The organism is Salinarchaeum sp. Harcht-Bsk1 (genome assembly GCF_000403645.1).
In the GTDB taxonomy this organism is placed as follows: Archaea; Halobacteriota; Halobacteria; order Halobacteriales; family Salinarchaeaceae; genus Salinarchaeum.
The window spans coordinates 2,534,299-2,558,235 of sequence record NC_021313.1 but is presented as its reverse complement, the minus strand read 5'-3'; the positions used below and the strand labels follow the sequence as shown (position 1 = coordinate 2,558,235).

The following is a 23,937-nucleotide window of genomic DNA, read 5'->3' as shown; positions in this document are numbered from 1 at the left end:
GTCGTTCCCGGGCGAAGCAAGCACCGCAGTGAAGGAGCGAAGTGACTGAGCGAGGAGCACAGCGAGCCCCGGTATGTCGAGCGCTCGGGGGCTTTCGAAGGCGATAGTGGACGGAAACCCACAGCAGCCACCAAGAATTTCGCCACCGTATCGAACTCCAACACCACCTGGCGAACGTTCACTCGGGAGCGAAGAATGCTGTTTAAGTGGTGGGGCGCCGCTGTGATGAGTATGTACTTCGCCGGCGTCGATCTGGGCGCCACGAACACGCACGTCGCCGTCGCGGACGACGAGGGCGAGATCGTCGGCGAGGACGTCCGTCCGACGCCACGGGGGCCGACCGGGATCGCGGTGACCGAGGAGATCCTCGACGCGCTCCGGACCGCGGCAGGTCGGGCCGGCGTGGCACCCGAGTCGATCGCCGCCGCCGGCATCGGCTCGATCGGGCCGCTCGACCTCGCGGAGGGGACGATCGAGGACCCAGCGAACCTCCCGGACAACATCGGCACCATCCCGCTGACGGGGCCGATCGGCAACCTCATCGACAGCGACGAGGTCCACCTGCACAACGACACCAACGCCGGCGTCATCGGCGAGCGCTTCTTCAGCGACCGGAACCCCGACGACATGGTCTACCTGACGATCAGTTCGGGGATCGGCGCGGGCGTCTGCGTCGACGGCAACGTCCTCGACGGCTGGGACGGGAACGCCGGCGAGGTGGGACACATGATGCTCGACCCGATGGGCCACCTCACCTGTGGCTGTGGCTCCGACGGCCACTGGGAGGCCTACTGCTCCGGCAACAACATCCCGAAGTACGCGAAGTTCCTCCACGAGGACGATCCGATCGAGACCGACGTTCCCCTCGACGACCCCGACTTCTCCGCCGCCGACGTGTTCGAACACGCCGGCTCCGACGAGTTCGCCGATCACGTCGTCGACCAGGTCGCCCACTGGAACGCGATGGGCGTGACGAACGTCGTCCACGCGTACGCGCCGATCGTCATCTACGTCGGCGGCGCCGTCGCGATCAACAACCCCGAACTCACGCTCGAACCGATCCGCGAGCGCCTCGACGACATGGTGTTCACGAACATCCCCGACGTCACGCTGACGACGCTCGGCGACGACGTCGTCGTCAAGGGCGCCGTCGCGAGCGCGATGACGGGTGGCACCGGGGATCGCCGACGGCTCCGGACCTGAGGCCGCAGCGCCGACTCGCGAGCCACCTCGCCAACCGCTTCACCCGCTCCATCCTCGCCCGCATTCTCCCCGCCCGCTGCATTCTCACCCGCTTTCTCCTCCCCCGCTCCCCCACACGCTTTCTCCTCACTCCGCTTCGAGTTCAGCGAGCCGGTTCAGCGCGTACGCGACGCGGAGCGTGTCCGCCGCGTGGCCGCGGTCGAAGACGAGTTCGTCCGTCGAGCGGACGTGTTCGAGGACGTCCGGCGAGGCGTGCTCGGGCGCGGCGGCGATCCCTGCGTCCTCCGTCGCTGCCCACTGCATCACGCGGAGGTCGGTCTTCGAGTCGCCCATGACGAGCGCGAACGGATCGTCGATCCCGAGCACGTCGTAGGCCGCGTCGACGCCGTCGGGTTTCGTCAGCTCGCGACTCGTGAGTTCGGCGGCGTCTGCCTCGTAGTAGGCGACGTCGATGCGTTCGAAGAGGGAAGCGAGCGCGGGTGGCGCGTTGCCGAGGTCGCGATCCGGGACCGCGTCGCGAGATTCGAGGACGCCCCGGATCTCGGGGTCCGCGGCGGCGTAGGTCGCCCGGGCCCACTCGCCGGCAACGACGGGATCGAGATCGAGGTCGCCGTCGAGTTGGTCGGCGGCGACTGCGCCGAGCACGTCGAGTTGGTGGACGAGCGCGTCGTCGATGAGCGCCCTGGCTCGCTCGCTGCCCGTGGCCGCGTTGGGCTTGATCGTGACGTTGAACTCGTTGCCCTGGAGGTGACAGCCCCGCCGCGTTTCGGGAGCGGCGTCGGAGAACACCCGGGAGCGGACGCCCTCGAAGATGGCGATGACGGTGTCGTCGAGGTCCTCGTAGAGGAGCTGTTTCGAATCAGCGCCGTGGCCGGGCGTGAACACGCCGTTGCCGGACTCGTAGACGATCGAGCAGGTGCCGGAGTGGACGAGTTCGCTGCCCAGCCCCTGGATTAGGAATCCCTTGACGTTCTCGAGGGTCTGGCCCGTGCAGATGACGATCGGGACGCCGGCCTCGTGGAACTCGGTCAGGAGGTGGAGCACCTCGCGTGGAATCTCGTTGTCCGTGCTGCCTGCGGATCTGAGCGTCTCGTCGACGTCGAGCACGAGGACGTTGACCGGACGCTCGTACGTTCGCAGCAGGTCGAGCGCGGTGAACGCCTGATCCCGCGAGGCCTTCGCGGCGATGTCGGCGTAGACCTGCCCGGCCTCCTCCGTGATCGCGGCGACGTCCGGTCGGGTCGCGAGCGAGCGCGGGGCGTCGGTCGTGAACGCCTCGACGATCTCGGCCCGCTGCTCGGCGAGCGCGTCGCTGACCTCTTGCCAGTGCTGGAGAGCCACCCGCGAGTCCAGCGGCGGAAAGAGGTCGACGAACGCCTGGTGATCTCGGAGCCGCTCCGTGTCGAACTCCGAGTAGAGTCGATACAGGCGGTCGTACTGCTCCATGGTTTGACGGTGGGGGTCCGGGGCAAAAGGGTTGCCACCGGCAACGTTGCTCCGGATGTGAGTACCACGGGTGTGCACTCGGCCGTCTCCCCCACAGCCGCGTTTCCCGTTTCGAAGCGATCCGGCGACGACGGCTCCGAGCGGGGGATTCAAGCGACTGCACGACCACCTCGGTTGTAGATGCGGCTCGACGAGTTCCTGGACGATTTCGATCGAGACCTCGACGCCGAGAAGCGTCGCCTCGCCCAGGAGAAGTCCTACGCGATAACGGACCACCTCGAAGACGTTGAGACGCGATTCAACGACGTGCTCTCCGACGACACGCTCGTCGGCTCCACGTCCCCGGAGATCTTCGTCGGCCGCGCCGGCTACCCGAACATCTCGACGGGCGTGCTCTCGCCGGTCGGCGACGAGGACGACGCGGAAGCGTACGCGACGAGCGGGCAGTGGTACGACAGTGGCCTCGGCGTCAGCGACGTCCTCCAGAAGCGGACGGGCCTCCTCAACTCCCAGCGCCGCACCAAGGTCCAGGTCGACGACGTCTGGGACGGGTTCGTCGGCGCACAACGCGAGGTCGCGATCGCCGATCGCCCGGTCGGCGTCGAGATCGGTCTCGACGACCGCCCGGAGATCGACCTGACGACCGACGACGTCGCGACGCCCACCGGGCCGAACGCGAAGGCCGACCGCGTCGATCTCACGGAGAACCCGTACGTCCCCCGCCCGGTCAAGAAGACCCTCGAGGACGACGACTGGCAGGCACAGGGCGCGATGAACTACCTCTGGCAGCGCGGGTTCGACGTCTACGAGATCAACACCATCCTCTCGGCCGGCGCGCTCGGTCGCTCGGAGAACCGGCGACTCGTCCCGACCCGCTGGTCGATCACCGCCGTCGACGACACGGTCGGGCAGTTCATGCGCGGCCAGATCCGGAACAGCCAGTCGATCGACGAGGTGGAGGTCTGGTACAACGAGTACGTCGGCAACCGCTACTGGGTCGTCCTCGCGCCCGGCCAGTGGGAGTACGAACTCGTCGAGATGAAGGGCCCGGGGAGCGTCTGGAACCCCGACGAGTCCGAGTACTTCCTCGCATCCGCCAGCGAGGGCTACGAGGGGCGCACCGGCTACGTCGACGAGACCGCAGGCGCGTACTACGCCGCGCGGATGGGCGTCCTCGAGGAACTCGTCGAGCGCGATCGGCAGGCGAAAGCGCTCGTCCTCCGGGAGGTCACCGACGAGTACTGGGCGCCCGTCGGGGTCTGGCAGGTCCGGGAGGCCGTCCGGAACGCCTTCGGCGACGGCGTGATGGACCGGCCCGCGACGGCGGAGACGTTCCACGATGCGGTGAAAGGGGTGTCCTCCGAGCTGCCCGTCGGTTGGAATCAGCTACGGCGGAAATCGGAACTGGTGGCGGGCGTGCAGTCCCAGCTCTCTGCGTTCGAGTAGCGTAGCGTCGGTCCGGTGTCCTCGAAGCTCGTCTCGTTCACGCTATCGAACGATCCATCCGAGCGGCCGATATCAGGAGGTCGTCGATCGGTTAGTGCGAGCGTCGACTGTAGAGGGCACCGACGAGGACGGCCCCAATCCCGAGCACGCCGAGTAATCGCACGAGGCCGCCGAAGAATAGCAACGGCAGCGCAACGAGAGCCAGAAATGTCAGCGATAGACGGACGGCCGCAGATCCTTCGACGGTGAGGTAGACAGTGCCAGCGACGACGAGTCCGATGCCGAGCGCCAGCAGGAGTGAACTGACGCCGACCGAGTCCTGGAACGTCAGACCGACCACGGCAAACAGCAGGCCGACCAGTACGACACTCGATTCGGAGAGGGTCGGTTTCGTCCAGTTCGTCTGGAGGGCATCCATAGACCAAATATCAAATACTGAACCGATGAAGCTTCTGGTATCCGGCGTCGTGCCGGTACGTACCCACCGGCTCCCAGGAGACGTACACGAGCACCCCATCCGATCCGAACCGCCAACGTATACAGTCCCCTGGTGAGCAGGGCCTTCTATGAACCAGCTCTACGTCGCGGCGGGCGGGGCCGGCCTGCTCGTACTCCTCGGATTCTTCCTGCTCGTGCTCAAGCGGCATCGATCGTCGGGCGCGGCGGCCTCCAAACGTGCCCACGAACAGGCCCAGGAGCGCGAACCGCCCGTCGAGATCGGCGAGACCTACGAGTTCGCGATCACGGAGTTCACCGACCACCACTCCGGCAAGCAGGTCGCGGTCGGCAAGGTCGAGGGGTTCGTCCTCTTCGCCGGTGACGTCCCCGGCAGCGCGAGCGAGGGAACCGTCGTCTGCGCTCGCGTCGACTCGTTCAACCGCGGTCGGACCTCCGCGGACGCGACCGTGGTCGGCACCGCCTGACCGACCGAGTTACCGCTCGTTCTCCCTCGCGAGCGCCCCGTGCGGTTCAAGTCCCCGCGGGGCAACGCGCAGGTATGCCCGACCTCGACGCCCGAGCGGATCGCCTCGACGCCTATCTCGACGCAGCGGACCTCGAGGCGGTCTGGTTCGCACGCCCGAACGGCTTCGCATGGCTCACTGGCGGCTCGAACGTCGTCGATCGCGACGGCGACGTCGGCGTCGCCGCCGCGGGGTACGACGGCGAGTTCCGCGTCCTCACCGACTCGATCGAGGCCCAGCGCATCGCAGACGAGGAGGTGCCCGACGCGTTCGAGGTCGAGCGCTTTACCTGGTACGAATCGGATCTCGGGGCGGCGCTCGCGGACCGCTCGCCGTCGCCGGCGGCCGCGGACTTCGACGTCCCGGGCTTCGAGGCCCTCCAGGCCAGCGAACTCCGCCAGCCACTGACCGACGACGACGTCGAGCGCTACCGGGCGCTCTGTGCAGACACCGCCGAGGCCGTGGAGGCCGTGTGTCGCAGGCTCGAACCGACGACGGTCGAGGCCGACGGCGCGACCGACCTCACCGCCGAACTCCGCCGGCGGGGCATCGAGGCACCGGTCGCACTCGTGGGCGGTGCTCGCCGTGCGCAGGCCTACCGCCACTACACCGCACGGGAGGACGAACTCGGCGAGTACGCGCTGGTCTCCGTCACCGCCCAGCGCGAGGGGCTCTACGCCTCGACGACGCGAACGGTCGCGTTCGATCCGCCATCGTGGCTCGCCGAGCGGACCCGGAAAGCGGCACGCGTCGAGGCCACTGCGCTCGCGGCGACGCAGGCTGCTGCGACGGGCGAGTATCCCCGGAACGCCGATGGCTCCGGCACCGCCGGCGACGTGTTCGGCGCGATCCAGGAGGCCTACGCCGCCGTCGGCTACGAGGGCGAGTGGGAGCTCCACCACCAGGGCGGCGCCGCCGGGTTCGCCGGCAGAGAGTGGATCGCTACGCCCGAGGCCACCGACCCCGTCCACGCGCCGATGGCCTACTCCTGGAATCCGACGGTCCAGGGCGCCAAGAGCGAGGACACCCAGCTGGTGACCGCGAACGACGTCGAGCCATTGACGATCACCGGCGACTGGCCGACGACGACGGTCGAGTCCGTGGAACTGCCGGGCGTCCCGACCGTCGAGCTGGAGCGTCACGTACCGCTGTGATCGATCGGCGTTCGATCTGGCGGCACGCACGCGTCGTCGAGAACTGCGAGGCGGGTTGGCTCCTGGGCTGAAACGATCCCAGAGATCGGTTCGAGAACACGTCTTCGACGGGTTCGGTCAGTAGGAACGCCCACCTCTGGGCTACGGGCCACCTAGCTAAACGGCGCCCCCACGAAGCCGACCTGCATGACCACAGTCAAGATCATCAAACTGCTCGGCACCTCCGAGGAATCGTGGGACGACGCCGCGCGGGAAGCAGTCGCGACGGCCAGCGAGACCATCGAGGACGTCCACGGGGTGGAGGTAGAAGACCGCACGGCGACCGTCGAGGACGGCGAGATTACGGAGTTCAAGACGACGCTCGAGGTCGCGTTCCCCGTCCACCATCAGGAACCCTGACCGGCCCTACTGGCCGGCGCGGCCTGGGCCGCGATCCGGGCCGTGGTTGCTCCCCCGGTAACCAACCGTATCCGAATCTACAGCAATCGTCACCGATTCTCCAGCAACCGGTTCGACGTGGTAGTGGGTTGCTACCCACCCCGAAAATAGCTTCTTACATTCACCCCGGTATGGGTGGATTACCGCGAGGACGAGCCACGAATGCCACTGAAGCCCGAGATCCTGTCGGACGAGCAGTTTCTCCACGAGCTGGCCGGCATCACCGGTCTCGGATGGACCGCGTCGACGCTGGGGTTCATCGGCTCGCTGATCTGGTACGGCGACGCTCCCGGGGGTTCTCACCCGCTCGAGTCGCGAGTGCTGCTCTATCTGGGGATCTGCTGTTTCGTCGCGACGATCGGACTGGACGCCCTCAGGACTGTGCTCGACGACGCGGGCGAGTAACCCGCGACGCTGCAGGAAATCGGGACAGAGCCCAGTATCCTGCGCATAGTGAACTCCGCCGCTGCCGTAGCGCGCAGCCGACGATGCAATTTACGCGTGACGAGTCGCTCGAGCGACTCACCGAAACCGTCGCGAACGAGGAACCGATCATCGGCGCGGGTGCCGGAACCGGCATGTCGGCGAAGTTCGCGGAACGCGGCGGCGTCGACCTGCTGATCATCTACAACTCCGGGCGCTACCGGATGAACGGCCGCGGATCCCTCGCCGGCCTGCTTCCCTACGGCGACGCGAACGAGATCGTCGTCGACATGGGTCGACAGGTGCTGCCCGTCGTCGAGGACACGCCGGTCCTCGCGGGCGTCAACGGGACCGATCCGTTCCGCCAGATGGACGTCTTCCTCGAGGAACTCGACCGACGAGGCTTCTCCGGCGTCCAGAACTTCCCCACCGTCGGCCTCATCGACGAGGACAGCCAGTTTCGGCAGAACCTCGAGGAAACCGGGATGGGTTACGACAAGGAGGTCGAGATGATCCAGGCGGCGTCGGACCGGGGGATGCTCACCTGCCCGTACGTCTTCTCCGAGGAACAGGCCCGGTCGATGGCGGCAGCCGGCGCCGACGTGATCGTCTCGCACATGGGGCTGACGACCTCCGGGGACATCGGCGCCGAGACGGCACTCGACCTCGACGACGCCGCCGAGCGCGTCCAGGCACACCACGACGCGGCGACGGCAGAGAACGACGACGTGCTCGTGATCTGTCACGGCGGGCCGATCGCGTGGCCAGACGACGCCCAGTACGTGCTCGAGCACACCGACGGCGTCTTCGGCTTCTTCGGCGCCTCCAGCCTGGAGCGGCTCCCCACGGAGCAGGCCATCGAGGAACAGGCCCGCGCCTTCAAGGAGATCGACGTCACATGAGCGACCCCGAGTACCTCGTCGGCCCCGACGACGTCGAGAGCCAGGTCTTCGACTGGGGCGTGCTGAAGTGGCTGAGCACGCCCGCAGTGACCGGCGGCGAGCGCTTCAGCGCCGGCATCGTGAAACTCGAACCGGGACGGGGCCACGAGCGACACACCCACCCTGACAGCGACGAGATCCTCTACGTCGTCCGCGGGGAGGGCGAGCAGGAGGTCGCCGACGAGACGTTCGACGTCGAGGCCGGCGACCTGGTGTTCGTCCCCGAGGGCGTCGAACACGGGACCGTCAACACCGACTGGGAGCCGCTGCTCCTGCTGGCCGTCTACGCGCCGCCCGGACCCGAGGAGGTCCTCGGGGACCTCCCCGAGTGCGAGATCGTGCCGCCTGGCGAGATACCGACGACTGACCGCGGCCGGTCGGACGGCGGAAACGATCCGGCCGCCAGTGAGGGAGACGAATGAGCGTCGTCATCGTCGGCACGCTCGACACGAAGGGCGAGGAGATCGCGTTCGCCCGGGACGTGATCGAGGCCGAGGGGCTGGACGTCCACCTCGTCGACGTGGGCGTGCTCGGCGACCCGGAGATCGATCCGGATACCCCTGCGAGCGACGTCGCTGCGGCCGCCGGGACGACGCTCGAACAGCTCCGCGAGGACGAGGATCGCGGGGCTGCGATGGAGGCGATGGGCGAGGGCGCGACCGCCATCTGCCAGCAGCTCTACGACGACGGTGTCCTCGAAGGCGTGCTCGGCCTCGGCGGATCCGGGAACACCTCGATCGCGACGACCGCGATGCGCAGTCTGCCGGTCGGCGTGCCGAAGCTGATGTGCTCGACGATGGCCTCCGGCGACACCGAGCCCTACGTGGGTGCACGTGACGTTGCGATGCTGTACTCCGTCGCCGACATCGAGGGGCTCAACCAGCTCTCCCGGCAGGTCATCGCCAATGCCGCGCTCGCGATGGTCGGGATGGTCGCGAACGAACCCGACGTGGAGGTCGAGGAGCGGCCGACGATCGGGATCACCATGTTCGGCGTGACGACGCCCTGCGTGCAGCAGGCCCGGGGGCTGCTCGAAGACCGAGGGTACGAGACGATCGTGTTCCACGCCACCGGCACCGGCGGGCGTGCGATGGAGTCGCTCATCGAGGAGGGCGTCATCGACGGCGTGCTCGACGTGACGACGACGGAGTGGGCCGACGAACTGGTCGGGGGCGTCCTCAACGCTGGCGAGGAGCGCCTCGAAGCGGCGGGCGAGGCGGGGATTCCGCAGGTCGTCTCGACCGGCGCCCTCGACATGGTCAACTTCGGGCCGCGCGACTCGGTTCCGGAGGAGTTCGAGGAGCGGCAGTTCCACGTTCACAACCCGCAAGTCACGCTTATGCGGACGACCGTCGAGGAGAACGTCGAACTCGGGGAGATCATCGCCGGGAAGCTGAACGACGCCACTGGACCGACCGCGCTCGTGCTGCCGCTCCAGGGCGTCTCGGCTATCGACGCGGTTGGCGAGGACTTCTACGACGCCGAAGCCGACGGCGCGCTGTTCGATACGTTGCGGTCCGAGGTGGCCGAGAACGGCGTCGAACTCATCGAAGCAGATGCACACGTCAACGACGAGGCATTCGCCCAGCTACTCGTGGAGACGCTGGATGGATACATGCAAGAGGTCGGCGCGGCTCCGACGGACGGTTAGCTGTGAGACGTCGTCGATGGAACGGCGGTCGTCGTGGCCAGGCTCACGAACGGATTCGGTCCAGAGAACGTGACTGCGCGGCGTCCGTCAGTCGCTGATGAACTTGTTCCGGCTGGATAGGTGCCTATGTATCATATAACATTCAGTTTCATAAGACACCAAATTGGCGACTCTATGCCCAATTATTTCAATATATTTATTGTTATAAGCTACCTTTCTCGGTCTTCCCCCTTGACGTTCTCCTGACGTAATTCTAACAACGTTCTCCCACCGAATTCCGGATGTATCCAGTAGGAATACCCGTTCAATGGCTTGTCCTTGTCTCGATCGACGAGACGGTTGAGAATCTCCCTCGTCAAGCCCGTAAACGAGTATATCTCTCCGTTCTCTAGCCACTCAACGTTGTCTTGCTGACCGGTCTCTCCAGTAATCCGGGCCCGCCAATAATCGCTCTCGGGATCCCACTCTTTGGACGAATCCGCAGGAACCTTTGATTCTTGAAACACAACGATATCGCCCTCCGTCAATACTCCCCGGTCCAGAAGCGCTGGAAGGGTATACGTCACCGAGGTTTTCTTCTGCTTCTCTTCTTTTTCACGCCGCTTGGTCAGATACTCTTCTGCTTCGGGAATGGGGATCACCTGCTGGCTATTGAGGATCACTCTGTCTCGATGTTTGTATGCCTCAATCCTCGTACAGGTGATGTCCATGTTGTACTCCTCCCTGAGCCACATTGCTGGCGAGGTGATCTCCGGTCCGAAACTACCAGCGACAAGCAGGATCCTCGGCCTATCATCCAACTCAAAATTCGCCCATCCCTCATCGGTGTATGACACCTCGTCAAGCACATCCTGCGGAAGGAAATCTACGAACTCTTCGCCAACATCCTCTGGCGTAAGATCAGTACCGTTACGCTCGTTCCAGAAGTTCCGATAATCCTTCTGTACATCCTCTGCCGTAAGCGTCGCACAGTAGCTGGCGTATTTGATCGCCTGCAAATCGGTGGTACGATCGGCCTTGTCACGCTTGAGTTCGATCGTGACTAGCTTCCCCTCCAAATCGAGAGCTAGAATATCCAGGCGTTCTCGTAAGTCTTGGAACTTGGCATACTCTGAAGCGATCACCAGAAGTTCTTCGCCCAGAATTCGAGGCTCCTCGATCGCCCACTCCTCCAGATGCTCGCGTTCGAGAATATCCAACTGTGCGAAATCTTGCCCCGATAGATATTGGAGCTCGTCGGTGTCTTGATCAACGGAGAAGATCATCAGGCCAATCTTGAATGTCGATAGCAATAGGTATTTCTTCAGTACTAATATGGCTGCATTGTGGATTGTTCGGCCGAAGCGGAGTTCTGGGATGGATTTAGTCCCAGGTGATGTGGTACCTTCTATTCATCTACGCATTCGCTCTGTCCACACCCGGATGGTAAGCTGAACTCTTCTCTTGTTCGTGCTGCCTGTTATCACTTCCCTCCTACTAATGAACGTAGCTTGTCTCAGACATACCGATGGCAGAGAGTATTGACCTTCAAAACGAACTTCGAGAGTTGCGCGAGAGTTTGGAGGCCATTCCAGCTGTCGAAGAGCCACCCCAGCCACTGCTCCGAGTGCTGGGTTCTGCACGGTCTGAGCAGTCCTGGAACACGCTCCTGACCTATTTTCTCGATCCGGACCAGCCGCATGGCTTCGACGCCTCCTTGCTCACGCAATTCTTGGATTTAGTGGACGAACACACGGTAGCGCCTCTCGATTACTACTACCGGGACCTTCAGACGGTTCGTGTCGATAGTGAGGTTTCCTCTCCGCAGAACAACCGGCCAGATATTGTAATTCGTGTCCCAGACAAGTGGTTCGTCTGCATCGAATGTAAGGTAGACGCACCGGAGGGGCAGAACCAGCTTCAGAGATACCTCAACGACCCAAATATAGGCGGTGAAGAGAAAGAGGATTATCCTGATGATGGGGACTTCTACGTATTTCTCTCTCGCCGTGGGGGGAACCACGCTGGCTCCGATGGTTTTGCTGATCTGTATTGGGAGGACGTCGCTACCGTCCTTCAGACGGAGTTGAACAGAAACCGAGGGCAGTATCCAGAACTGAGTGTAAACCAGTTGGCCGATTTCCTCAATACAATACGTGGAGTCACAAACATGGAACCAGACGATTTCACGGAGACACAGAAAGAGAAGATCCAGCTACTCGCCGAGTATCGCGACGAAATCGACGAGCTATTCGGTGCAGCTGATTCGCTCCGAAGTTCTCTTGCCAGAAACGGCGAGTGGGCGCCACCCTTCCTTGAGATCGCCGAGGAACGGGATATCTGGTCAGAGGAATGGCACGCCCGGCCTGACAAGTATGGCTGTCTATTCCGTGATGGCTGGTATCTAGACGGAGAAGGCGATCCAACTACGGAAGTGTCTGATACCCGGGAAGATGGTGGTCATCGCCTTCATTTGATCCATCTCATACGGAATGAGAGCTCTTTCCGAGACGGGGAACTGACGATGAAACTTCGGTCATCCACCAATAACGACATCCGCTCGGAGTTTCATCGCCGTTTCAATAGCGATCGGTGGCAGGAACAACTGAAGCCAATGCTTGGGAAGCGGGACATCACCAATAAGGGGAACAAACAGGATTACACCACAAAGACCTACGACGTAAATCAGTCGCGTCTACCGGGAAGTTACTTCGAGACGCTTGCAACAGCTTTTGAGGAGCATCAGCAAGTTGCTGAAATCGCTGACCAGATTCATCAAGAGGCAGTTGGGGGTGCATCCCTGGATTGACCGACTTCTTCGTGGATTAACCATATGAACTATTCACCCATCTGCTACCACTGGCGATCCCACTCCCCTCTGTCAGAATTCAAATTCAACTCACCCAACGGGCTTGGGCTAGGTCACTTACGAAACCCCCTCTGTTGATGTCGTTCCCAGCGTAGCATATCCATATGGACGAACACATTGCACGGATTCAGGAACACCAGCTTCGAACAGTGTGGGAAAACGAGGAGCGCGGCTTCACCCGTTGGCTCGGGGACAATATCGAGTTGCTCGGGGCAGAGCTAGGGATCGAAATTGAAGACGCTCGTACCGAAGAAACCGTGGGAGACTTCTCTTCGGACATTGTGGCGCGAGAAATGAACACCGGTGAAACAGTCGTTATAGAGAACCAGTACGGGAATACCGATCACGACCACCTCGGCAAATTGTTAACGTATTCCTCTGGGAAGGACGCCGGGTTCTCAATATGGCTCGCTGAACACTTCAGACCCGAACATCGGAGTGTCCTCGAGTGGCTCAACGAAAGCGGTCCCAACGATGTGAAGTTCTTCGCGATAAAACCGCGGGTGCTCAGTATTGCGGACACAGATGAGCGTGGCTTCGAATTCGAAATTGTCGTGGAACCTAATGACTGGGAGCGCGAAATTACAGATGAATCACTTTCGGAAACGGAACGGAGCTATCGGGAGTATTTCGCAGACTTGGTAGAAGCATACTCAGAACGACGGCCACGCTGGTCGGAGCTAAAACCTGGTCCTCGAAATTATCTCACCTTCAGCGCAGGGATCGCCGGAGTTAGCTTCGGATGGGTCTTTCACCAAGGGCCAGAGTACTGCGTTGAGCTATATATACAGACCGCAGACGCCGAGCAGAATTTAGCTATCTTTGAGGCGCTGAAAGAGCAAAGAGCAGAGATCGAGTCCAACCTTGACACGGATTTAGTGTGGCAACGGTTGCCAGAAAAGCGTGCCTGCCGGATCAAATGGTCGAAATCAATTGATGGGAAGATCACCGAGTTAGATGGAGATCAACAGGGGCAACTGATCGAATGGGGGGTGGACGCTATGGATTCATTCCAAGATGAATTCGAACCTCGAATTGCATCATTGGACCTTAGCTGACTTGAGTAGTGTCCGCTCCCACCCCTCTGCTATTACCGCACTGTCCTGATTGTAACCCCTTCACTTGGTATAGAATAGGCAACGAACACCAGATTGCTTACCCCAATATCGGCTACAGCAGGCGATCCTCAACGACTATCTCCTCCTCAGCAACTCCGTATTCCCGTTTCAGTGCTAATTTTCTCTTCTGCAATTGTTCCAGAGTTTCCGTTCGAGCTCTCCGTTAGAATCCCCCGAAATAGCCATGCCCTGGTATGATGATGAGACTCAGTTAAGCATTGCGCACGGCTATGATCTCAGCTCAATCACCGAACAATGTTGGCGGTTCAAGGCCAACTAGGTGTATAAGACCTAGGTAGCCTCAGTCCGAGATGAACTTGTTGTCCCGCCAGTTGACGCCACTCTGTGCGGCGTCCTCGTCGGCGGGGCCCTCGACCACTTCGATGCTGGAGGGGCGCTCGTCGCCCTCGACGATGCGCCAGGAGTCGAGTTCGCCGTCCTCGCAGGTGATCGCGGTGAGGGTGCCCTTCTCGGAGATGAGTGCGATCTCGCGGAGTACCTGGAACATCTCGTACTGGAGCTGGGTGTTCTGGAGGACGGTCTCGCGGTCGCCCTTGAACGCGGCGTACTCGACGAGTTCGGACTCGATCTCCTCTTCTTCCTCCTCGCCCCAGGAAGGACCGCCCTGGCGTCGGCGGACCTCCTCGGGGTCCTCCTCGTAGACGCGGTTCTCGACGACGCTGGCCTTGAGCTGCGCCGTGGGCGTGTACTTGCTGATCGAGGTGTCCTCCGCCGTCGCGCTGAGAATGAGCGTGTTGTTTCGTCGGGTCACGTCGACGTCCGCTACCCCCTCCGGAAAGTTCGCCTCGTCCACGAGATCGTGGACGTCCTCGAGTGGTAGTTCGAGTGTGGAGTGGAGCCGGTAGACGCTCGCTGTGGGTTCCGATGACATGGTTGGGTGAAAGCTGCGGCGGGTAAGCAGTCGGTCGATACTACGGCTCGGGAACTTATAGTGGCTACCATTCGTTGCGGTCCAGAAACCTTCGGAAAAAGCAAGCAGTAGCGAGCCATTCGTTCACAAACTGCACGTTCGTGCACCGGCGGGCAGGCCGTCGGAACGTCGCACAGTCCCTCGATTGGCTCGGCTTACTCCGTGCACGAGACGGTGCCCACGGTGACCAATGAGGCGGTGTTCCGGCGACCTCGCGGGCCAGGACGCACGAACTCGGCAGCGACAACCGTCGCGTCCAGTTCGGACGGGCGCGAGCCAACTGGGCGCGTTCGAGCGTGAGGAAAACCTCGCCGTGTGAAAGAGCGGCCGCAGGTAATCGCGTCGTGTGAAGCGGTAAGCCCTGGTGAACGGTCGCGAGCCCCGAACCCGCCGGTCCGGTGTCGCACTGTCGATTCGCGATTCCACGATACGGACGGGGCCTTCAGAGCGGTCGAGAACGGGGTAACGGGTGCGATCAGAACGAAGCACGATCTGAGCGGGATACGGTGGGAAGGAAGCACGATCTGAGCGAGATACGATGGGGACGAAGCACGATCTAAGTGAGGCGCGATGGGAGCAAGGCAGCAGAGGTAGAGAACGTCGACTGCCGACGTCATCACCGCAGAGGACCCCGTGGCGTTCCTCGATCTGCCGGTTCCGCACTCGGCTACTCGCCGGCGACGGAGAGGACCTGGAGCAGCGAGTGGACGGGGACGCCCTCGATTTCGTCGACGCCGCGCTTGTCGACGAGCACCATGCAGGCGACCGGCTCGCCGCCCTCGCTGCGGATCGCCTCGACGGTCTCGGTCATCGTCGTCCCGGAGGTGATTGTGTCGTCGACGACGTAGCACTCCCGGCCGCGAATGCCGGCGAAGTTCCGGGAGAAGGTGCCGCCGTGATCCTCGATGTCGCCCTCGTCCCACTGGTGTTTCCGCGGGGCGTAGGCGCCGAGGTCGGTGTCGAGGATCCGGGCGACGCTCGTCGCGAGTGGGACGCCGGCCTTCTCGATGCCGATGGTGAGATCGACGTTCTCGGCCTCGCTCTGGAGCATGTCGGCCATCGCCGCGCCGAGGTGCTCCAGGCGAGTGCTGTCCCGGCCGAAGGCGCTCCAGTCGACGTGAATGTCGCCGGCGGAGGAGCTGACGGCGGGCGCCGTGCTCGCGTTGCCGCCACCGCGTTCGACCAGCCAGCTCGCGGTCTCCCGGGAGACGTTCAGTTCGTCCGCGATCTCGCCCTTGGAGAGCCCCTGCTCGGCTAGCTCCGAGGCGGAGTCGATGAGGTCGTCGACGTTCTTCATCTCGTCGAGAGTTCGACGGCCGTTTTTATAGTCGTGTTGCTGTCGTCGAACGCCTGCTCGAGATCGTCCGTGCCGTACACCCCGGTCACGACGGCGTCGATCAGCCAGTCCGGCAGCGCCTGTAGATCTTCGATCGCGGTCTCGAAGTGCCGCACGTGGGAGTTCACCGAACCGATCAGCGCCTTGTTGTGGAGGACGAACTCCTCGTGAAGCGCGCCGCCGTCGATCTCGAACTCCCAGGAGCCGGGGATACCCAGTAGCGCACCGACGCCGTTGGGTGCGAGGGCGTCGATCGTCTGGAACGCGTGCGGGGCGTAGCCGGTCGCCTCGTAGACGAGGTCCATCGGCTCGACGGCCTCGGGCAGTTCGTCGACCGGCGTTTCCCTGGAGTCGACGTACTCCGCGCCGAGTTCCTCGATGATGTCGATCGTGGGATCCGGCCGATCCCGACGACCCAGACAGTAGCTCCGCTCGATGCCCTCGGTGTGCTCGAACATCCCCAGCGTCAACAGCCCGAGACAGCCGTTGCCCAGCACGATCGCCGACTCGGGGTCCCACTCGAACGTCGAGCGGGAAGCGTAGGAGAGCTCCAGCGCCTTCTCCGTGATCGACAGTGGTTCGACCAGAAAGCCGACGTCGGCGAGTTCCGGCGGAAGCGAAACCAGGTACTCCGCTGGACTGGTGAAGTACTCGGCCATGAACCCGTGGGCGCCGACGATGCCCCGCTCGTGATACATGCCGTCCGGCGCCATGTCCGGCTCTCCGCGTGCGAAGTACTCGTTCGGTTCGTTGGCGGCGACGGACTCGGCGCTTGCGCCGCCGTCGCTCCTGACCCGTTCGGGCGCCCGTCGAATCGTCGGCACGACGACGTCGCCCGCCTCGAAGTCGGTGCCGTTGGGGTCCTCGACCACGCCCACGGCCTCGTGGCCGAGCACGAGGTGGTCCTCGCCCTCCGGGAAGCCGCCGTGGCCACCGCTCAGCACTTCGTGGTCCGTTCCGTCGACGCCGACCCGGAGCGTCCGGACGAGCGCCTCTCCCTCGCTCGGTTCCGGGCATGGCTTCTCCATCACGGTCGGCGTTTGCTCCCCTTCGCGAACTGCGACGACCTTCATGCGACAGTGATGCACATGCCAGGGGATAAACACTCGTATTCACTTCGTAGTAAATCGGCAATCCGTTGCGGGTACCGGAACGACGCCGCTCTGTAGGATCGATCGCTACGCCTCGGGGAAGACCGCGGACGCACTCAGCGCGAGTCGCGCCACTCCCCGACCGTCGCGATCGCTCGCTGCCCGATCTCGGCGACGTCGGGATCGAGGGCACCGTCCTCGGCGAGGTCGTCGGCGTCGAACCACTCCCAGGCGTCTGCGGGTTCCTCGTCCGATGCTGGATCGATCGTCCGTTCGTCCGCCGCGGCGTAGTAGACCAGATCGACGTGCTGGTGGCCGACCTGTGCGTCGGCACTGCCCGCCTCGCCGTAGATATTCACGTCGGCGAGCTGGAGGTGATGGGGCTGTGGCAGCGGTTCGACGGTGGGCGAGCCGACGTCGTCCTGTTCCGCGACGATGGTCGCGTCGAGCCCGGTTTCTTCCTCGACCTCGCGCAGGGCGGCTTCGTGGGGAAGTTCGCCGCGGTCGACGTGGCCACCCGGCGGCAGCCACTTTCCGATCCGAACGTGGCGGTGCAACGCGACCGCACCCTCGACCACGACGTACGTCGTCGCAGTGAAGTGCCGCGTCTGTTCCATGCGGAGAGGTGAGCAGTCGGGTCCGATGGGTGTTGTGGTCCGCTCGCAGCAGCAGGGAAACCCGCAGGCAGCGCGCGTGCCGGACCCGAACGACCACGCCGACCCCGCATCGTCACCGTCTTGCCCGGCGGGTGGGAATCGGAGATCGTGACCGAATTCCGGGCCGTCCTCTTCGACATGGACGGCGTCCTCATCGACACCGAGCCCCACTGGAAGGACCTCTGGCGCAACGAAGTCTTCCCCGACGTCGCGGACGGCGAGCCGTCGCTCGAGGATGTGACTGGCCGGAGCTACACGGACTCGATCCCGGACCTCCACGAGAACTACACGCTCGCGAAGGAGCCACAGCACTACGTCGACCTCGTCGAGCGCCAGGCCGACGACCTCTATGCCGAGGCTGCGGACGGCGCACCGGTGGTCCACGACCTCTTCGACGTCGTCCGCGACCGCGGACTCGCGGTCGGCATCGTCTCTTCCGCACCGCCGGACTGGATCGAGACGGTCGTCGACCGGTTCGGCCTCGGCCCACTCGACCTCTGCCAGAGTGCGTTCGACGCGCCGGGGCCCGGCAAACCCGAGCCCGACGTCTACGAGTACGCCGCCGCAGCACTCGGCCTCGACCCTGCCGAGACGATCGTCGTCGAAGACTCGACCAACGGGGTGCGCGCCGCGGCTGCCGCGGGGGCGACCGTGATCCGGTTCGAGATCGGGGTGGCAGCCGACGCGATGGACGAAGCGACCGCCGTCGTACACGACGCCGCCGAACTGGAAGCCGTGCTGATAGACCTCCTCGACGGCGTCCAGTAGCATCCGCGTCCGGTCGGTCCGACGATCGGCACCAGCGGCTTCATCAATCGTCAGCCGGGACGGTGTCCGGGCGGAACTCCCGACTGACTGCTTTCCACTTGCCGGTTGCGAAGCGGTGGTAGTTCACCGCCGCGGGGACGACCGTCTCCGCGAGGATCGACGCGTAGATCGCCCAGAGTCCCAGCGGCGTCCAGACCCCGGCCATCGCGAGCGGGATGGCGAACCCGTAGCGACCCAGCAAGTTTGCGTAGAAGGGCCATCGGGTGTCGCCACTCGCCCGGAGCGGCCCCGTCGCCGCGCCACTGACGCCCCAGAAAATGACGCTCAGCGACGCGACCCGCACGAACGTCGTCGCGAGTGGCAGCGTCGACGCCTCGTTGACGAAGGCCATCGCAATCGGTCGCGCGAAGATCACCGCGCCGATCGCGCCGATCGCGTAGACGGTGACAGCGTAGCGGAGGATGTCACGACCGTACGCGCCGGCCGCCTGCTCGTCGCCGGCCCCGAGTTCCTGACCGACGAGACTCGACGACGCGAGGCTGAATCCCCACCCCGGCGTGTTCAACAGGTTCCGGACCTGCCGCCCGATGACGTACGCCGCAACCGTCGTCTCGCCAAACTGTCCGACGAGGAAGAGGAGCGGGAATCGGGCGGCATTACCGGCCGTGTTCGAGAGGACGAGGGGGCTCGCAATCCGCCCGAGATCCCGGAGGATTCCCCGGTCGAAGATCGGTGCGTCTCGAAGTGACACCGTCACCGGGAACTCGCCGATTACCGGGAGGCTGCCACGGAGCAGCCCCGCGGCGAACGTTCCGGCGACGAGGACGTTTCCGAGCACCGTCCCCAGCGCAGCGCCGGTGACACCCAGCCCCAGACCGAAGATGAAGGTCGCGTTCAGCCCGATGTTCACGATGGCGCCGCCCCCGCGGACGAGCATCGGCGTCCACGCGTCGTCGGCACCGACCAGCGCCCGGGACCCGATGAGGTTGAGGCCGGCGAGTGGAACGCCGATCGAGAGAATCCGAAGGTAGGTTGCGCCGTATTCGACGGACTGGTCGCCCGCGCCACTGCCGACGAGGCCGATGAGCGTCTCCGGAATCGCTGCGAAGAGGACGGCGATCGGCATCGTAATCAGGACGGCTGCGACGGCGGAACTGGTGACGACGGTGCTCAGTTCGTCGTAGGCTTCAGCGCCGTAGCGCTGGGAGACCAGCGAGATCGTCCCCCCGGCGACGCCGCCGCCGAGCGCGAAGGCGAGCCCCCAGAACGCCCCGCCGAAGCCGACGCCGGCGATCGCAGCGGGCCCGAGCGCGATGCCGACCATCGCGACGTCGGCCACGGACTTCGACATCCTGGCGAGGCCGGTGACGATCCGGGGCCAGGAGAGGTCCGTCGCCCGCTCGATCCGCTCGCGATCGACCAGGTCGAGGGCGGCGAGCCGCCGGCCGACCGCCAGCAGGAGCCAGCGGAGGGGGTTGGGGACCGACACGGACGGCGGTAGCCCGGTCCCGTATTAAGACGTTGGCCCCGCGGAAAGGGCTGCAGGGCCACCCGCCGCCAGCGACGGGCTAATCGTCGTCGAGTTCCTCCGAGAGCTGTTCGTGTCCGCCGACGGCCGTCCACTCGCGACCGTCCCCAGAGACTTCCCAGTCGAGCCCCTCGATGTTGGAGCCGTCGTGGAGGATGAACGGCCCCGCGGCGAGCGTCTGGAGCGTGACCGCCGTCGCTCGCAGCACGTACGACGTGAGCACCAGGTACGGCGCCAGCGCGACGGTGAAGGCGAAGGCGACGCTGAGCAACACCGGCGAGAGCCCGAACATCGACACCTGCGGGAATAGCTGTGCGTCCAGCGCGAGGATCACGTACGACGTGAACACGATGACCGGGAGGCCGACGTAGAGCAGTCGACTGGAGAGGAGGGCGAGTTCTCGCTTGTAGTAGAGGGACTTGAAGTACTCGCGACTGGTGCCGATGTGGGTGAGCACGTCGACGACGCCCTCGAGCGCCTGTCGCTCCTCGTCGGAGAGCGCGTCCCCGTGCTCGTGTCGCAGCCCCCGAACCGCGTGAAGGTGGCTCGAGTAGTCGTAGTTCAATCCCGCGAGCAGAACGTCGAACGTTCCCCACTCTGCGGCCTCGAGTCGCCGGCGCGCCTGCAAGACGTCGGTGGATATCCCCGACGTGAGAGCCGCGACGTCTTCCTTGAGCCGTTCGTTGCCGCCGGCGTCGACGGTCTCTTCGAGGACCTCGGCCTGCTGGTCGAGGCCGTAGAGCACCGCAGTCAAGAAATCCGCAGGTCGCGCCGGGGTGACCTCGGCCTCGATGTACTCCTCGATGCGGCGATGGTAGTCGAGCGTCGCCTGGATGCGCTGCTCCTGATTCTCGAGATCGGTGATCTCCTCCGAGAGGGTCACCGAGTTGATCGAAACGACGATGGACACCAGGAGAATCGCACCACTGAGGAGCGCTGTGAACAGTTGCTGGCCTGCAGTCTTCTCGTCGAAGAGGTCGTGCACCTTGACCGGGTCCAGTAGCGCGAGCGCGAGGATGGTGACGAACACGGCCAGCATGAGCGCCAGCGTGACGGAGAGCCGCCGGCCCGTCATGAGTAACCACCGCTTCAGTGGATTGTCGGTGTCAGACGCCAGCGGTGGCGGGGACGAATCCGATTCCTGTGCCATCGCGGGATCACCCCGTGGAATCGGCGGCCAGAGCCTGGAGCGCGCGAGGGACCCGGTCGTTCGGAGGACGATCGCACGAGTCGGTGGACCCCGGATCGGAGGAGCGGTATCTCACGACCCGTGACTGTGGCGTGGCACTATGTATCTTCATCTGATACGTCGCTTCCGGCGTTCGGACACGTACCCGCCGAATTCGAGAAGCAGCGCTTTAACACCTGTGAGGACGGAACCGAAAGGAGACGTATAACAGAATAGAGCTGTCCGGAATTACGTGGGAAGCAGGTGGCGACGATCGGTCGCCACGGGGCACGGGGGACGTTGCGAGTTCCAGCGGCATCGATTCGTGGCTCCGTCGGTCGATGCAAGGTGCTCCCCGACGAGAGACCGGTCCTGGCGGACGCCCGTGCGCGGCGCACTCACGGAGTCGTCACCTTCTTGTCCCGCGCTCGCACAGTATCGCCAACACGATGGTCTCCGTCGTCGGTGCGCTCGAAGCCCTCTCCACGTACTCGTGGCCACTCGCCTGGCTCTCGATCGTCGCCTTCTTCGCAGGGGCGATACTCGAAGTCAGCGAGCGCCGCGCGCTCGCGGTGCGCGTGGCCGCTGCCGGCTGGATCGCTTTCGGCGTCTTCTGGCTCTCGAAGTTCCACTACTTCTACGTCGAGTTCGGGAGCCCACTCGAAGGGGTCCTCAGTCTCGCGGCGCTCCCGCTGACCTGGTACGCGGCCTACCTCCTGCTCAGCGGTCGCGATTCCCTCCTCGTCGTCTCGCGGGCAGTCGCGGCTATGGGCCTCATCTACCTCCCGGTGGCGACCATCGAGCCAGTCAAGGTCTTCCTCATCGAGTCCGTCGCCCAGCAGTCTGCCTGGGGGATGGAGCTCCTCGGGTACGACGTGACGCTCACCGAAGGTGCGAACGGCTACCAGGGCCGGTTCACCTTCGCGAGTCGGCCGGAGGACAGCTACACGACGTACATCGTCCTCGCCTGCACCGGCATCGGTTCGATCTCGATCTTCGGCGGGCTCACCGCGGCCGTTCGAGCCCCGCTACGCCGGAAACTGAAGGGCTTCCTCGCCGCCACCGGGATCATCTACGTCCTCAACATTTTCCGGAACGTCTTCGTCGGCATCGCGGCGCCCTTCGGCTGGTTCGACGGGAGCGTCTCCGAGACCATCGCGACGACGATGGCCGGGGACGTGCACACGTCCTTCTTCATCGCCCACCACCTGATCTCGCAGTCGCTGTCGGTGGTCGCACTCGTCGCCATCACGCTCGTCGTGGTGCGGGTCGTTCCAGAAGTCGTCGACCCACTCGAGGAGGTCCTGTTCGTGATCACGAACACCGAGTACGACCTCGCCGAGGCGATCGGCCAGCCCCGATCGGGAGATGGCGACTCGAGTGCCCTCGGCAGTGAGGATCCCGACGGGGCCGACGACCCGGGCAGTCTCGGCGGCGCCGACGATTCCGGTGGTCCCGGCGGCGTCCACGGCACCCGGACTGACGACGTCCAGCCTGACGGTGGGACCGCCGGGGAATCGCAGGATGACGACCCCTGAACTCGCCGACAGAGCAGCGTACGTCGCCGACGCAGACGCCCTGGTCTGTGCCGACCTTCACCTCGGCCGCGACGCGAACTCGAACGTCGAGTTGCCGATGGGCGAGGCGAGCCGAATTCCCGAACGCGTCAGTGCTTTGCTCGACCGCTTCGAGCCTGGAACGGTCGTCGTCGCCGGCGACGTCCTCCACGCCTTCGACAGCGTGCCGGAGGGCGTCACCGACGCGCTCGTTGCGGTCGAGGAGGCGGTGGCGGACGCGGGTGCGGAGCTCCTCCTCGTCGCCGGCAACCACGACGGGATGCTGGAATCGGTCACCGAGAGTCGGGTCGTCGAGGCCGCCGACCTCGGAAACGGGACCGTCGTGATCCACGGCGACGAGCAGCCGAGTGCTCTCGAACTGGCGGACCTCGACGCTGACCGCTACGTGATCGGTCACGAACACCCGGCGATCGTCATCGAGGGGCAACGTCACGCCTGCTATCTGGAGGGTCCGGCGCCCGACGGCGACGCGTCGGTGTTCGCACTCCCGGCGTTCAACCGCCTCGCACGGGGAACAGTACTCAACGGGAGTCGCACCGGGGATCCCGCGTCGCCGCTGCTCGCCGAGATCCGTCGATTCCGGCCCGCGGTTCGCGATCCCGAAGCCGACGAGACGCTGTGGTTTCCACCCTTCTCTGAACTCCAGGCGCTGCTTTAGACTCGCCGGTGCGTCGGCGAGAATCGGTTCGATTACCCCACGGCTCCCCGCGAACTGTGGCGACGGCAACGGCCCCGAGAGCGCAACAGGTATACCAGTTCGGGCAGGACAGTGTTTCCATGAAGGAGTACAAGATGCGCCGCGGCGAGTACCTCGACGAACGGATGCCCGACCTGGAGGGCGAGATCGAGGAGTACTTCGGACCGATCACCACCACGGAGTCCTTCAAGGGGAACGACCTCAACGTCGTCGAGGAACCCGACAACCCCGTGTTCGAGCGCATCGTCGTCGGCAAGACCGAGTACGGGTCCAAGAAGGACAAGATCGCCGTCGAGTTCCACGAGCGCGACGTCGCGGACCTCGGCCCCGAAGAACTCGAGGCCGCCGAGGAGGCCGTCTCTCTGAAGAACGATTTCCTCGAGGCCGCCACCGGTCGCGACGCCAAGTCCCGCCGCGAGTCCCTCAAGCGCCAGGTCGAGGACGATCCCGACCACGACTTCGATTAAATCGGCTCCTTCCGGCCGCCAGTCGTCCGACGACACCCCGATTCGCACGCGTCGACGCCCGACCCGACCACATCCTTATTCCATTCAC

At 64.3% G+C, this 23,937-nt stretch carries 24 protein-coding genes; 15 read left to right on the top strand and 9 right to left on the bottom strand.

Annotated features, from left to right (window positions below; all coding sequences use genetic code 11):
* Nucleotides 1–231 precede the first annotated feature (231 nt).
* The gene (locus tag L593_RS11745; protein WP_020447188.1) at nucleotides 232–1,203 is read left to right on the top strand and encodes an ROK family protein; all 972 of its coding nucleotides are present in this window, start codon (nucleotides 232–234) and stop codon (nucleotides 1,201–1,203) included.
* Nucleotides 1,204–1,329: 126 nt separating this feature from the next.
* On the opposite strand, the gene L593_RS11740 is transcribed toward L593_RS11745, so the two are convergent.
* Nucleotides 1,330–2,649: an HAD family hydrolase gene (locus L593_RS11740; protein WP_020447187.1), complete on the bottom strand. Its 1,320-nt coding sequence runs from the start codon at nucleotides 2,647–2,649 to the stop codon at nucleotides 1,330–1,332.
* Between the two features lie 180 nt (nucleotides 2,650–2,829).
* Between L593_RS11740 and nreA the strand changes: the two genes are divergently transcribed.
* On the top strand, nucleotides 2,830–4,095 hold the full coding sequence (nreA, locus tag L593_RS11735) for a DNA repair protein NreA (protein ID WP_020447186.1): 1,266 nt from the start codon (nucleotides 2,830–2,832) through the stop codon (nucleotides 4,093–4,095).
* 91 nt (nucleotides 4,096–4,186) lie between these two features.
* Here nreA and L593_RS11730 read toward each other — a convergent pair whose 3' ends face one another.
* Nucleotides 4,187–4,513 carry a hypothetical protein gene (locus L593_RS11730; RefSeq protein WP_020447185.1) on the bottom strand — a complete coding sequence of 109 codons (327 nt, stop codon included), beginning with the start codon at nucleotides 4,511–4,513 and terminating at the stop codon, nucleotides 4,187–4,189.
* A 148-nt stretch (nucleotides 4,514–4,661) separates the two neighbouring features.
* Here L593_RS11730 and L593_RS11725 point away from each other — a divergent pair, with 148 nt between their 5' ends.
* The 7 genes from L593_RS11725 (at nucleotide 4,662) to L593_RS11695 (ending at nucleotide 9,664) form a co-directional block, all read left to right on the top strand.
* Complete coding sequence (locus L593_RS11725) at nucleotides 4,662–5,018, top strand: TRAM domain-containing protein (protein WP_020447184.1); 357 nt, start codon at nucleotides 4,662–4,664, stop codon at nucleotides 5,016–5,018.
* Nucleotides 5,019–5,092: 74 nt separating this feature from the next.
* On the top strand, nucleotides 5,093–6,211 hold the full coding sequence (locus tag L593_RS11720; RefSeq protein WP_020447183.1) for a Xaa-Pro peptidase family protein: 1,119 nt from the start codon (nucleotides 5,093–5,095) through the stop codon (nucleotides 6,209–6,211).
* A 186-nt stretch (nucleotides 6,212–6,397) separates the two neighbouring features.
* Nucleotides 6,398–6,610, top strand: a complete 213-nt coding sequence (locus L593_RS11715; RefSeq protein ID WP_020447182.1) for a dodecin family protein — start codon at nucleotides 6,398–6,400, stop codon at nucleotides 6,608–6,610.
* Between the two features lie 201 nt (nucleotides 6,611–6,811).
* Nucleotides 6,812–7,054, top strand: coding sequence for a hypothetical protein (locus L593_RS11710; protein WP_020447181.1), 243 nt, complete (start codon nucleotides 6,812–6,814; stop codon nucleotides 7,052–7,054).
* Between the two features lie 83 nt (nucleotides 7,055–7,137).
* On the top strand, nucleotides 7,138–7,974 hold the full coding sequence (locus L593_RS11705) for a phosphoenolpyruvate hydrolase family protein (RefSeq protein WP_020447180.1): 837 nt from the start codon (nucleotides 7,138–7,140) through the stop codon (nucleotides 7,972–7,974).
* Nucleotides 7,971–8,435, top strand: a complete 465-nt coding sequence (locus L593_RS11700; RefSeq protein ID WP_020447179.1) for a cupin domain-containing protein — start codon at nucleotides 7,971–7,973, stop codon at nucleotides 8,433–8,435. Before L593_RS11705 ends, L593_RS11700 begins: the two co-directional genes overlap by 4 nt.
* On the top strand, nucleotides 8,432–9,664 hold the full coding sequence (locus L593_RS11695; RefSeq protein ID WP_020447178.1) for a Tm-1-like ATP-binding domain-containing protein: 1,233 nt from the start codon (nucleotides 8,432–8,434) through the stop codon (nucleotides 9,662–9,664). The genes L593_RS11700 and L593_RS11695 overlap by 4 nt, the downstream gene beginning before the upstream one ends.
* Before the next feature lie 209 nt (nucleotides 9,665–9,873).
* On the opposite strand, the gene L593_RS11690 is transcribed toward L593_RS11695, so the two are convergent.
* Nucleotides 9,874–10,929, bottom strand: coding sequence for a hypothetical protein (locus L593_RS11690; RefSeq protein WP_020447177.1), 1,056 nt, complete (start codon nucleotides 10,927–10,929; stop codon nucleotides 9,874–9,876).
* A gap of 242 nt (nucleotides 10,930–11,171) precedes the next feature.
* Between L593_RS11690 and L593_RS11685 the strand changes: the two genes are divergently transcribed.
* Together L593_RS11685 and L593_RS11680 are read left to right on the top strand one after the other, a co-directional pair.
* Complete coding sequence (locus L593_RS11685) at nucleotides 11,172–12,452, top strand: PD-(D/E)XK nuclease family protein (RefSeq protein WP_020447176.1); 1,281 nt, start codon at nucleotides 11,172–11,174, stop codon at nucleotides 12,450–12,452.
* A gap of 164 nt (nucleotides 12,453–12,616) precedes the next feature.
* Nucleotides 12,617–13,570 carry a DUF4268 domain-containing protein gene (locus L593_RS11680; RefSeq protein ID WP_020447175.1) on the top strand — a complete coding sequence of 318 codons (954 nt, stop codon included), beginning with the start codon at nucleotides 12,617–12,619 and terminating at the stop codon, nucleotides 13,568–13,570.
* Between the two features lie 361 nt (nucleotides 13,571–13,931).
* On the opposite strand, the gene L593_RS11675 is transcribed toward L593_RS11680, so the two are convergent.
* The 4 genes from L593_RS11675 to L593_RS11660 all read right to left on the bottom strand — a co-directional run bounded on the left by L593_RS11675 (nucleotide 13,932) and on the right by L593_RS11660 (nucleotide 17,605).
* Nucleotides 13,932–14,522 carry a hypothetical protein gene (locus tag L593_RS11675; protein WP_020447174.1) on the bottom strand — a complete coding sequence of 197 codons (591 nt, stop codon included), beginning with the start codon at nucleotides 14,520–14,522 and terminating at the stop codon, nucleotides 13,932–13,934.
* A 706-nt stretch (nucleotides 14,523–15,228) separates the two neighbouring features.
* Complete coding sequence (gene gfcR, locus L593_RS11670) at nucleotides 15,229–15,858, bottom strand: transcriptional regulator GfcR (RefSeq protein WP_020447173.1); 630 nt, start codon at nucleotides 15,856–15,858, stop codon at nucleotides 15,229–15,231.
* On the bottom strand, nucleotides 15,855–16,970 hold the full coding sequence (locus L593_RS11665; RefSeq protein WP_020447172.1) for a glucose 1-dehydrogenase: 1,116 nt from the start codon (nucleotides 16,968–16,970) through the stop codon (nucleotides 15,855–15,857). Before L593_RS11665 ends, gfcR begins: the two co-directional genes overlap by 4 nt.
* 134 nt (nucleotides 16,971–17,104) lie before the next feature.
* Nucleotides 17,105–17,605 (bottom strand): NUDIX hydrolase, encoded by a 501-nt coding sequence (locus L593_RS11660; RefSeq protein ID WP_020447171.1) that lies wholly within the window; start codon nucleotides 17,603–17,605, stop codon nucleotides 17,105–17,107.
* A gap of 147 nt (nucleotides 17,606–17,752) precedes the next feature.
* On the opposite strand from L593_RS11660, the gene L593_RS11655 reads away from it, so the two are divergent.
* Entirely contained in the window at nucleotides 17,753–18,412 is a 660-nt protein-coding gene (locus L593_RS11655) for an HAD family phosphatase (protein ID WP_049894099.1), read from the top strand.
* A 43-nt stretch (nucleotides 18,413–18,455) separates the two neighbouring features.
* Here the strand turns inward: L593_RS11655 and L593_RS11650 are convergent, their stop codons facing one another.
* Entirely contained in the window at nucleotides 18,456–19,901 is a 1,446-nt protein-coding gene (locus L593_RS11650) for an MATE family efflux transporter (RefSeq protein ID WP_020447169.1), read from the bottom strand.
* Between the two features lie 79 nt (nucleotides 19,902–19,980).
* The gene (locus tag L593_RS11645; protein ID WP_049894098.1) at nucleotides 19,981–21,090 is read right to left on the bottom strand and encodes a hypothetical protein; all 1,110 of its coding nucleotides are present in this window, start codon (nucleotides 21,088–21,090) and stop codon (nucleotides 19,981–19,983) included.
* A 467-nt stretch (nucleotides 21,091–21,557) separates the two neighbouring features.
* On the opposite strand from L593_RS11645, the gene artA reads away from it, so the two are divergent.
* The 3 genes from artA (at nucleotide 21,558) to L593_RS11630 (ending at nucleotide 23,849) form a co-directional block, all read left to right on the top strand.
* Nucleotides 21,558–22,646 (top strand): archaeosortase A, encoded by a 1,089-nt coding sequence (gene artA, locus L593_RS11640; RefSeq protein ID WP_020447167.1) that lies wholly within the window; start codon nucleotides 21,558–21,560, stop codon nucleotides 22,644–22,646.
* Nucleotides 22,633–23,343, top strand: coding sequence for a metallophosphoesterase (locus L593_RS11635; RefSeq protein WP_020447166.1), 711 nt, complete (start codon nucleotides 22,633–22,635; stop codon nucleotides 23,341–23,343). Before artA ends, L593_RS11635 begins: the two co-directional genes overlap by 14 nt.
* A 119-nt stretch (nucleotides 23,344–23,462) precedes the next feature.
* On the top strand, nucleotides 23,463–23,849 hold the full coding sequence (locus L593_RS11630; RefSeq protein WP_020447165.1) for a DUF5611 family protein: 387 nt from the start codon (nucleotides 23,463–23,465) through the stop codon (nucleotides 23,847–23,849).
* Nucleotides 23,850–23,937: the final 88 nt, after the last annotated feature.

Excerpts from the sequence above, each read along its gene's own strand:
- L593_RS11745 (WP_020447188.1), top strand. The coding sequence starts at position 232 with ATGTACTTCGCCGGCGTCGATCTGGGCGCCACGAACACGCACGTCGCC.
- L593_RS11740 (WP_020447187.1), bottom strand. The coding sequence starts at position 2,649 with ATGGAGCAGTACGACCGCCTGTATCGACTCTACTCGGAGTTCGACACG.
- nreA (WP_020447186.1), top strand. The coding sequence starts at position 2,830 with ATGCGGCTCGACGAGTTCCTGGACGATTTCGATCGAGACCTCGACGCC.
- L593_RS11730 (WP_020447185.1), bottom strand. The coding sequence starts at position 4,513 with ATGGATGCCCTCCAGACGAACTGGACGAAACCGACCCTCTCCGAATCG.
- L593_RS11725 (WP_020447184.1), top strand. The coding sequence starts at position 4,662 with ATGAACCAGCTCTACGTCGCGGCGGGCGGGGCCGGCCTGCTCGTACTC.
- L593_RS11720 (WP_020447183.1), top strand. The coding sequence starts at position 5,093 with ATGCCCGACCTCGACGCCCGAGCGGATCGCCTCGACGCCTATCTCGAC.
- L593_RS11715 (WP_020447182.1), top strand. The coding sequence starts at position 6,398 with ATGACCACAGTCAAGATCATCAAACTGCTCGGCACCTCCGAGGAATCG.
- L593_RS11710 (WP_020447181.1), top strand. The coding sequence starts at position 6,812 with ATGCCACTGAAGCCCGAGATCCTGTCGGACGAGCAGTTTCTCCACGAG.
- L593_RS11705 (WP_020447180.1), top strand. The coding sequence starts at position 7,138 with ATGCAATTTACGCGTGACGAGTCGCTCGAGCGACTCACCGAAACCGTC.
- L593_RS11700 (WP_020447179.1), top strand. The coding sequence starts at position 7,971 with ATGAGCGACCCCGAGTACCTCGTCGGCCCCGACGACGTCGAGAGCCAG.
- L593_RS11695 (WP_020447178.1), top strand. The coding sequence starts at position 8,432 with ATGAGCGTCGTCATCGTCGGCACGCTCGACACGAAGGGCGAGGAGATC.
- L593_RS11690 (WP_020447177.1), bottom strand. The coding sequence starts at position 10,929 with ATGATCTTCTCCGTTGATCAAGACACCGACGAGCTCCAATATCTATCG.
- L593_RS11685 (WP_020447176.1), top strand. The coding sequence starts at position 11,172 with ATGGCAGAGAGTATTGACCTTCAAAACGAACTTCGAGAGTTGCGCGAG.
- L593_RS11680 (WP_020447175.1), top strand. The coding sequence starts at position 12,617 with ATGGACGAACACATTGCACGGATTCAGGAACACCAGCTTCGAACAGTG.
- L593_RS11675 (WP_020447174.1), bottom strand. The coding sequence starts at position 14,522 with ATGTCATCGGAACCCACAGCGAGCGTCTACCGGCTCCACTCCACACTC.
- gfcR (WP_020447173.1), bottom strand. The coding sequence starts at position 15,858 with ATGAAGAACGTCGACGACCTCATCGACTCCGCCTCGGAGCTAGCCGAG.
- L593_RS11665 (WP_020447172.1), bottom strand. The coding sequence starts at position 16,970 with ATGAAGGTCGTCGCAGTTCGCGAAGGGGAGCAAACGCCGACCGTGATG.
- L593_RS11660 (WP_020447171.1), bottom strand. The coding sequence starts at position 17,605 with ATGGAACAGACGCGGCACTTCACTGCGACGACGTACGTCGTGGTCGAG.
- L593_RS11645 (WP_049894098.1), bottom strand. The coding sequence starts at position 21,090 with ATGGCACAGGAATCGGATTCGTCCCCGCCACCGCTGGCGTCTGACACC.
- artA (WP_020447167.1), top strand. The coding sequence starts at position 21,558 with ATGGTCTCCGTCGTCGGTGCGCTCGAAGCCCTCTCCACGTACTCGTGG.
- L593_RS11635 (WP_020447166.1), top strand. The coding sequence starts at position 22,633 with ATGACGACCCCTGAACTCGCCGACAGAGCAGCGTACGTCGCCGACGCA.
- L593_RS11630 (WP_020447165.1), top strand. The coding sequence starts at position 23,463 with ATGAAGGAGTACAAGATGCGCCGCGGCGAGTACCTCGACGAACGGATG.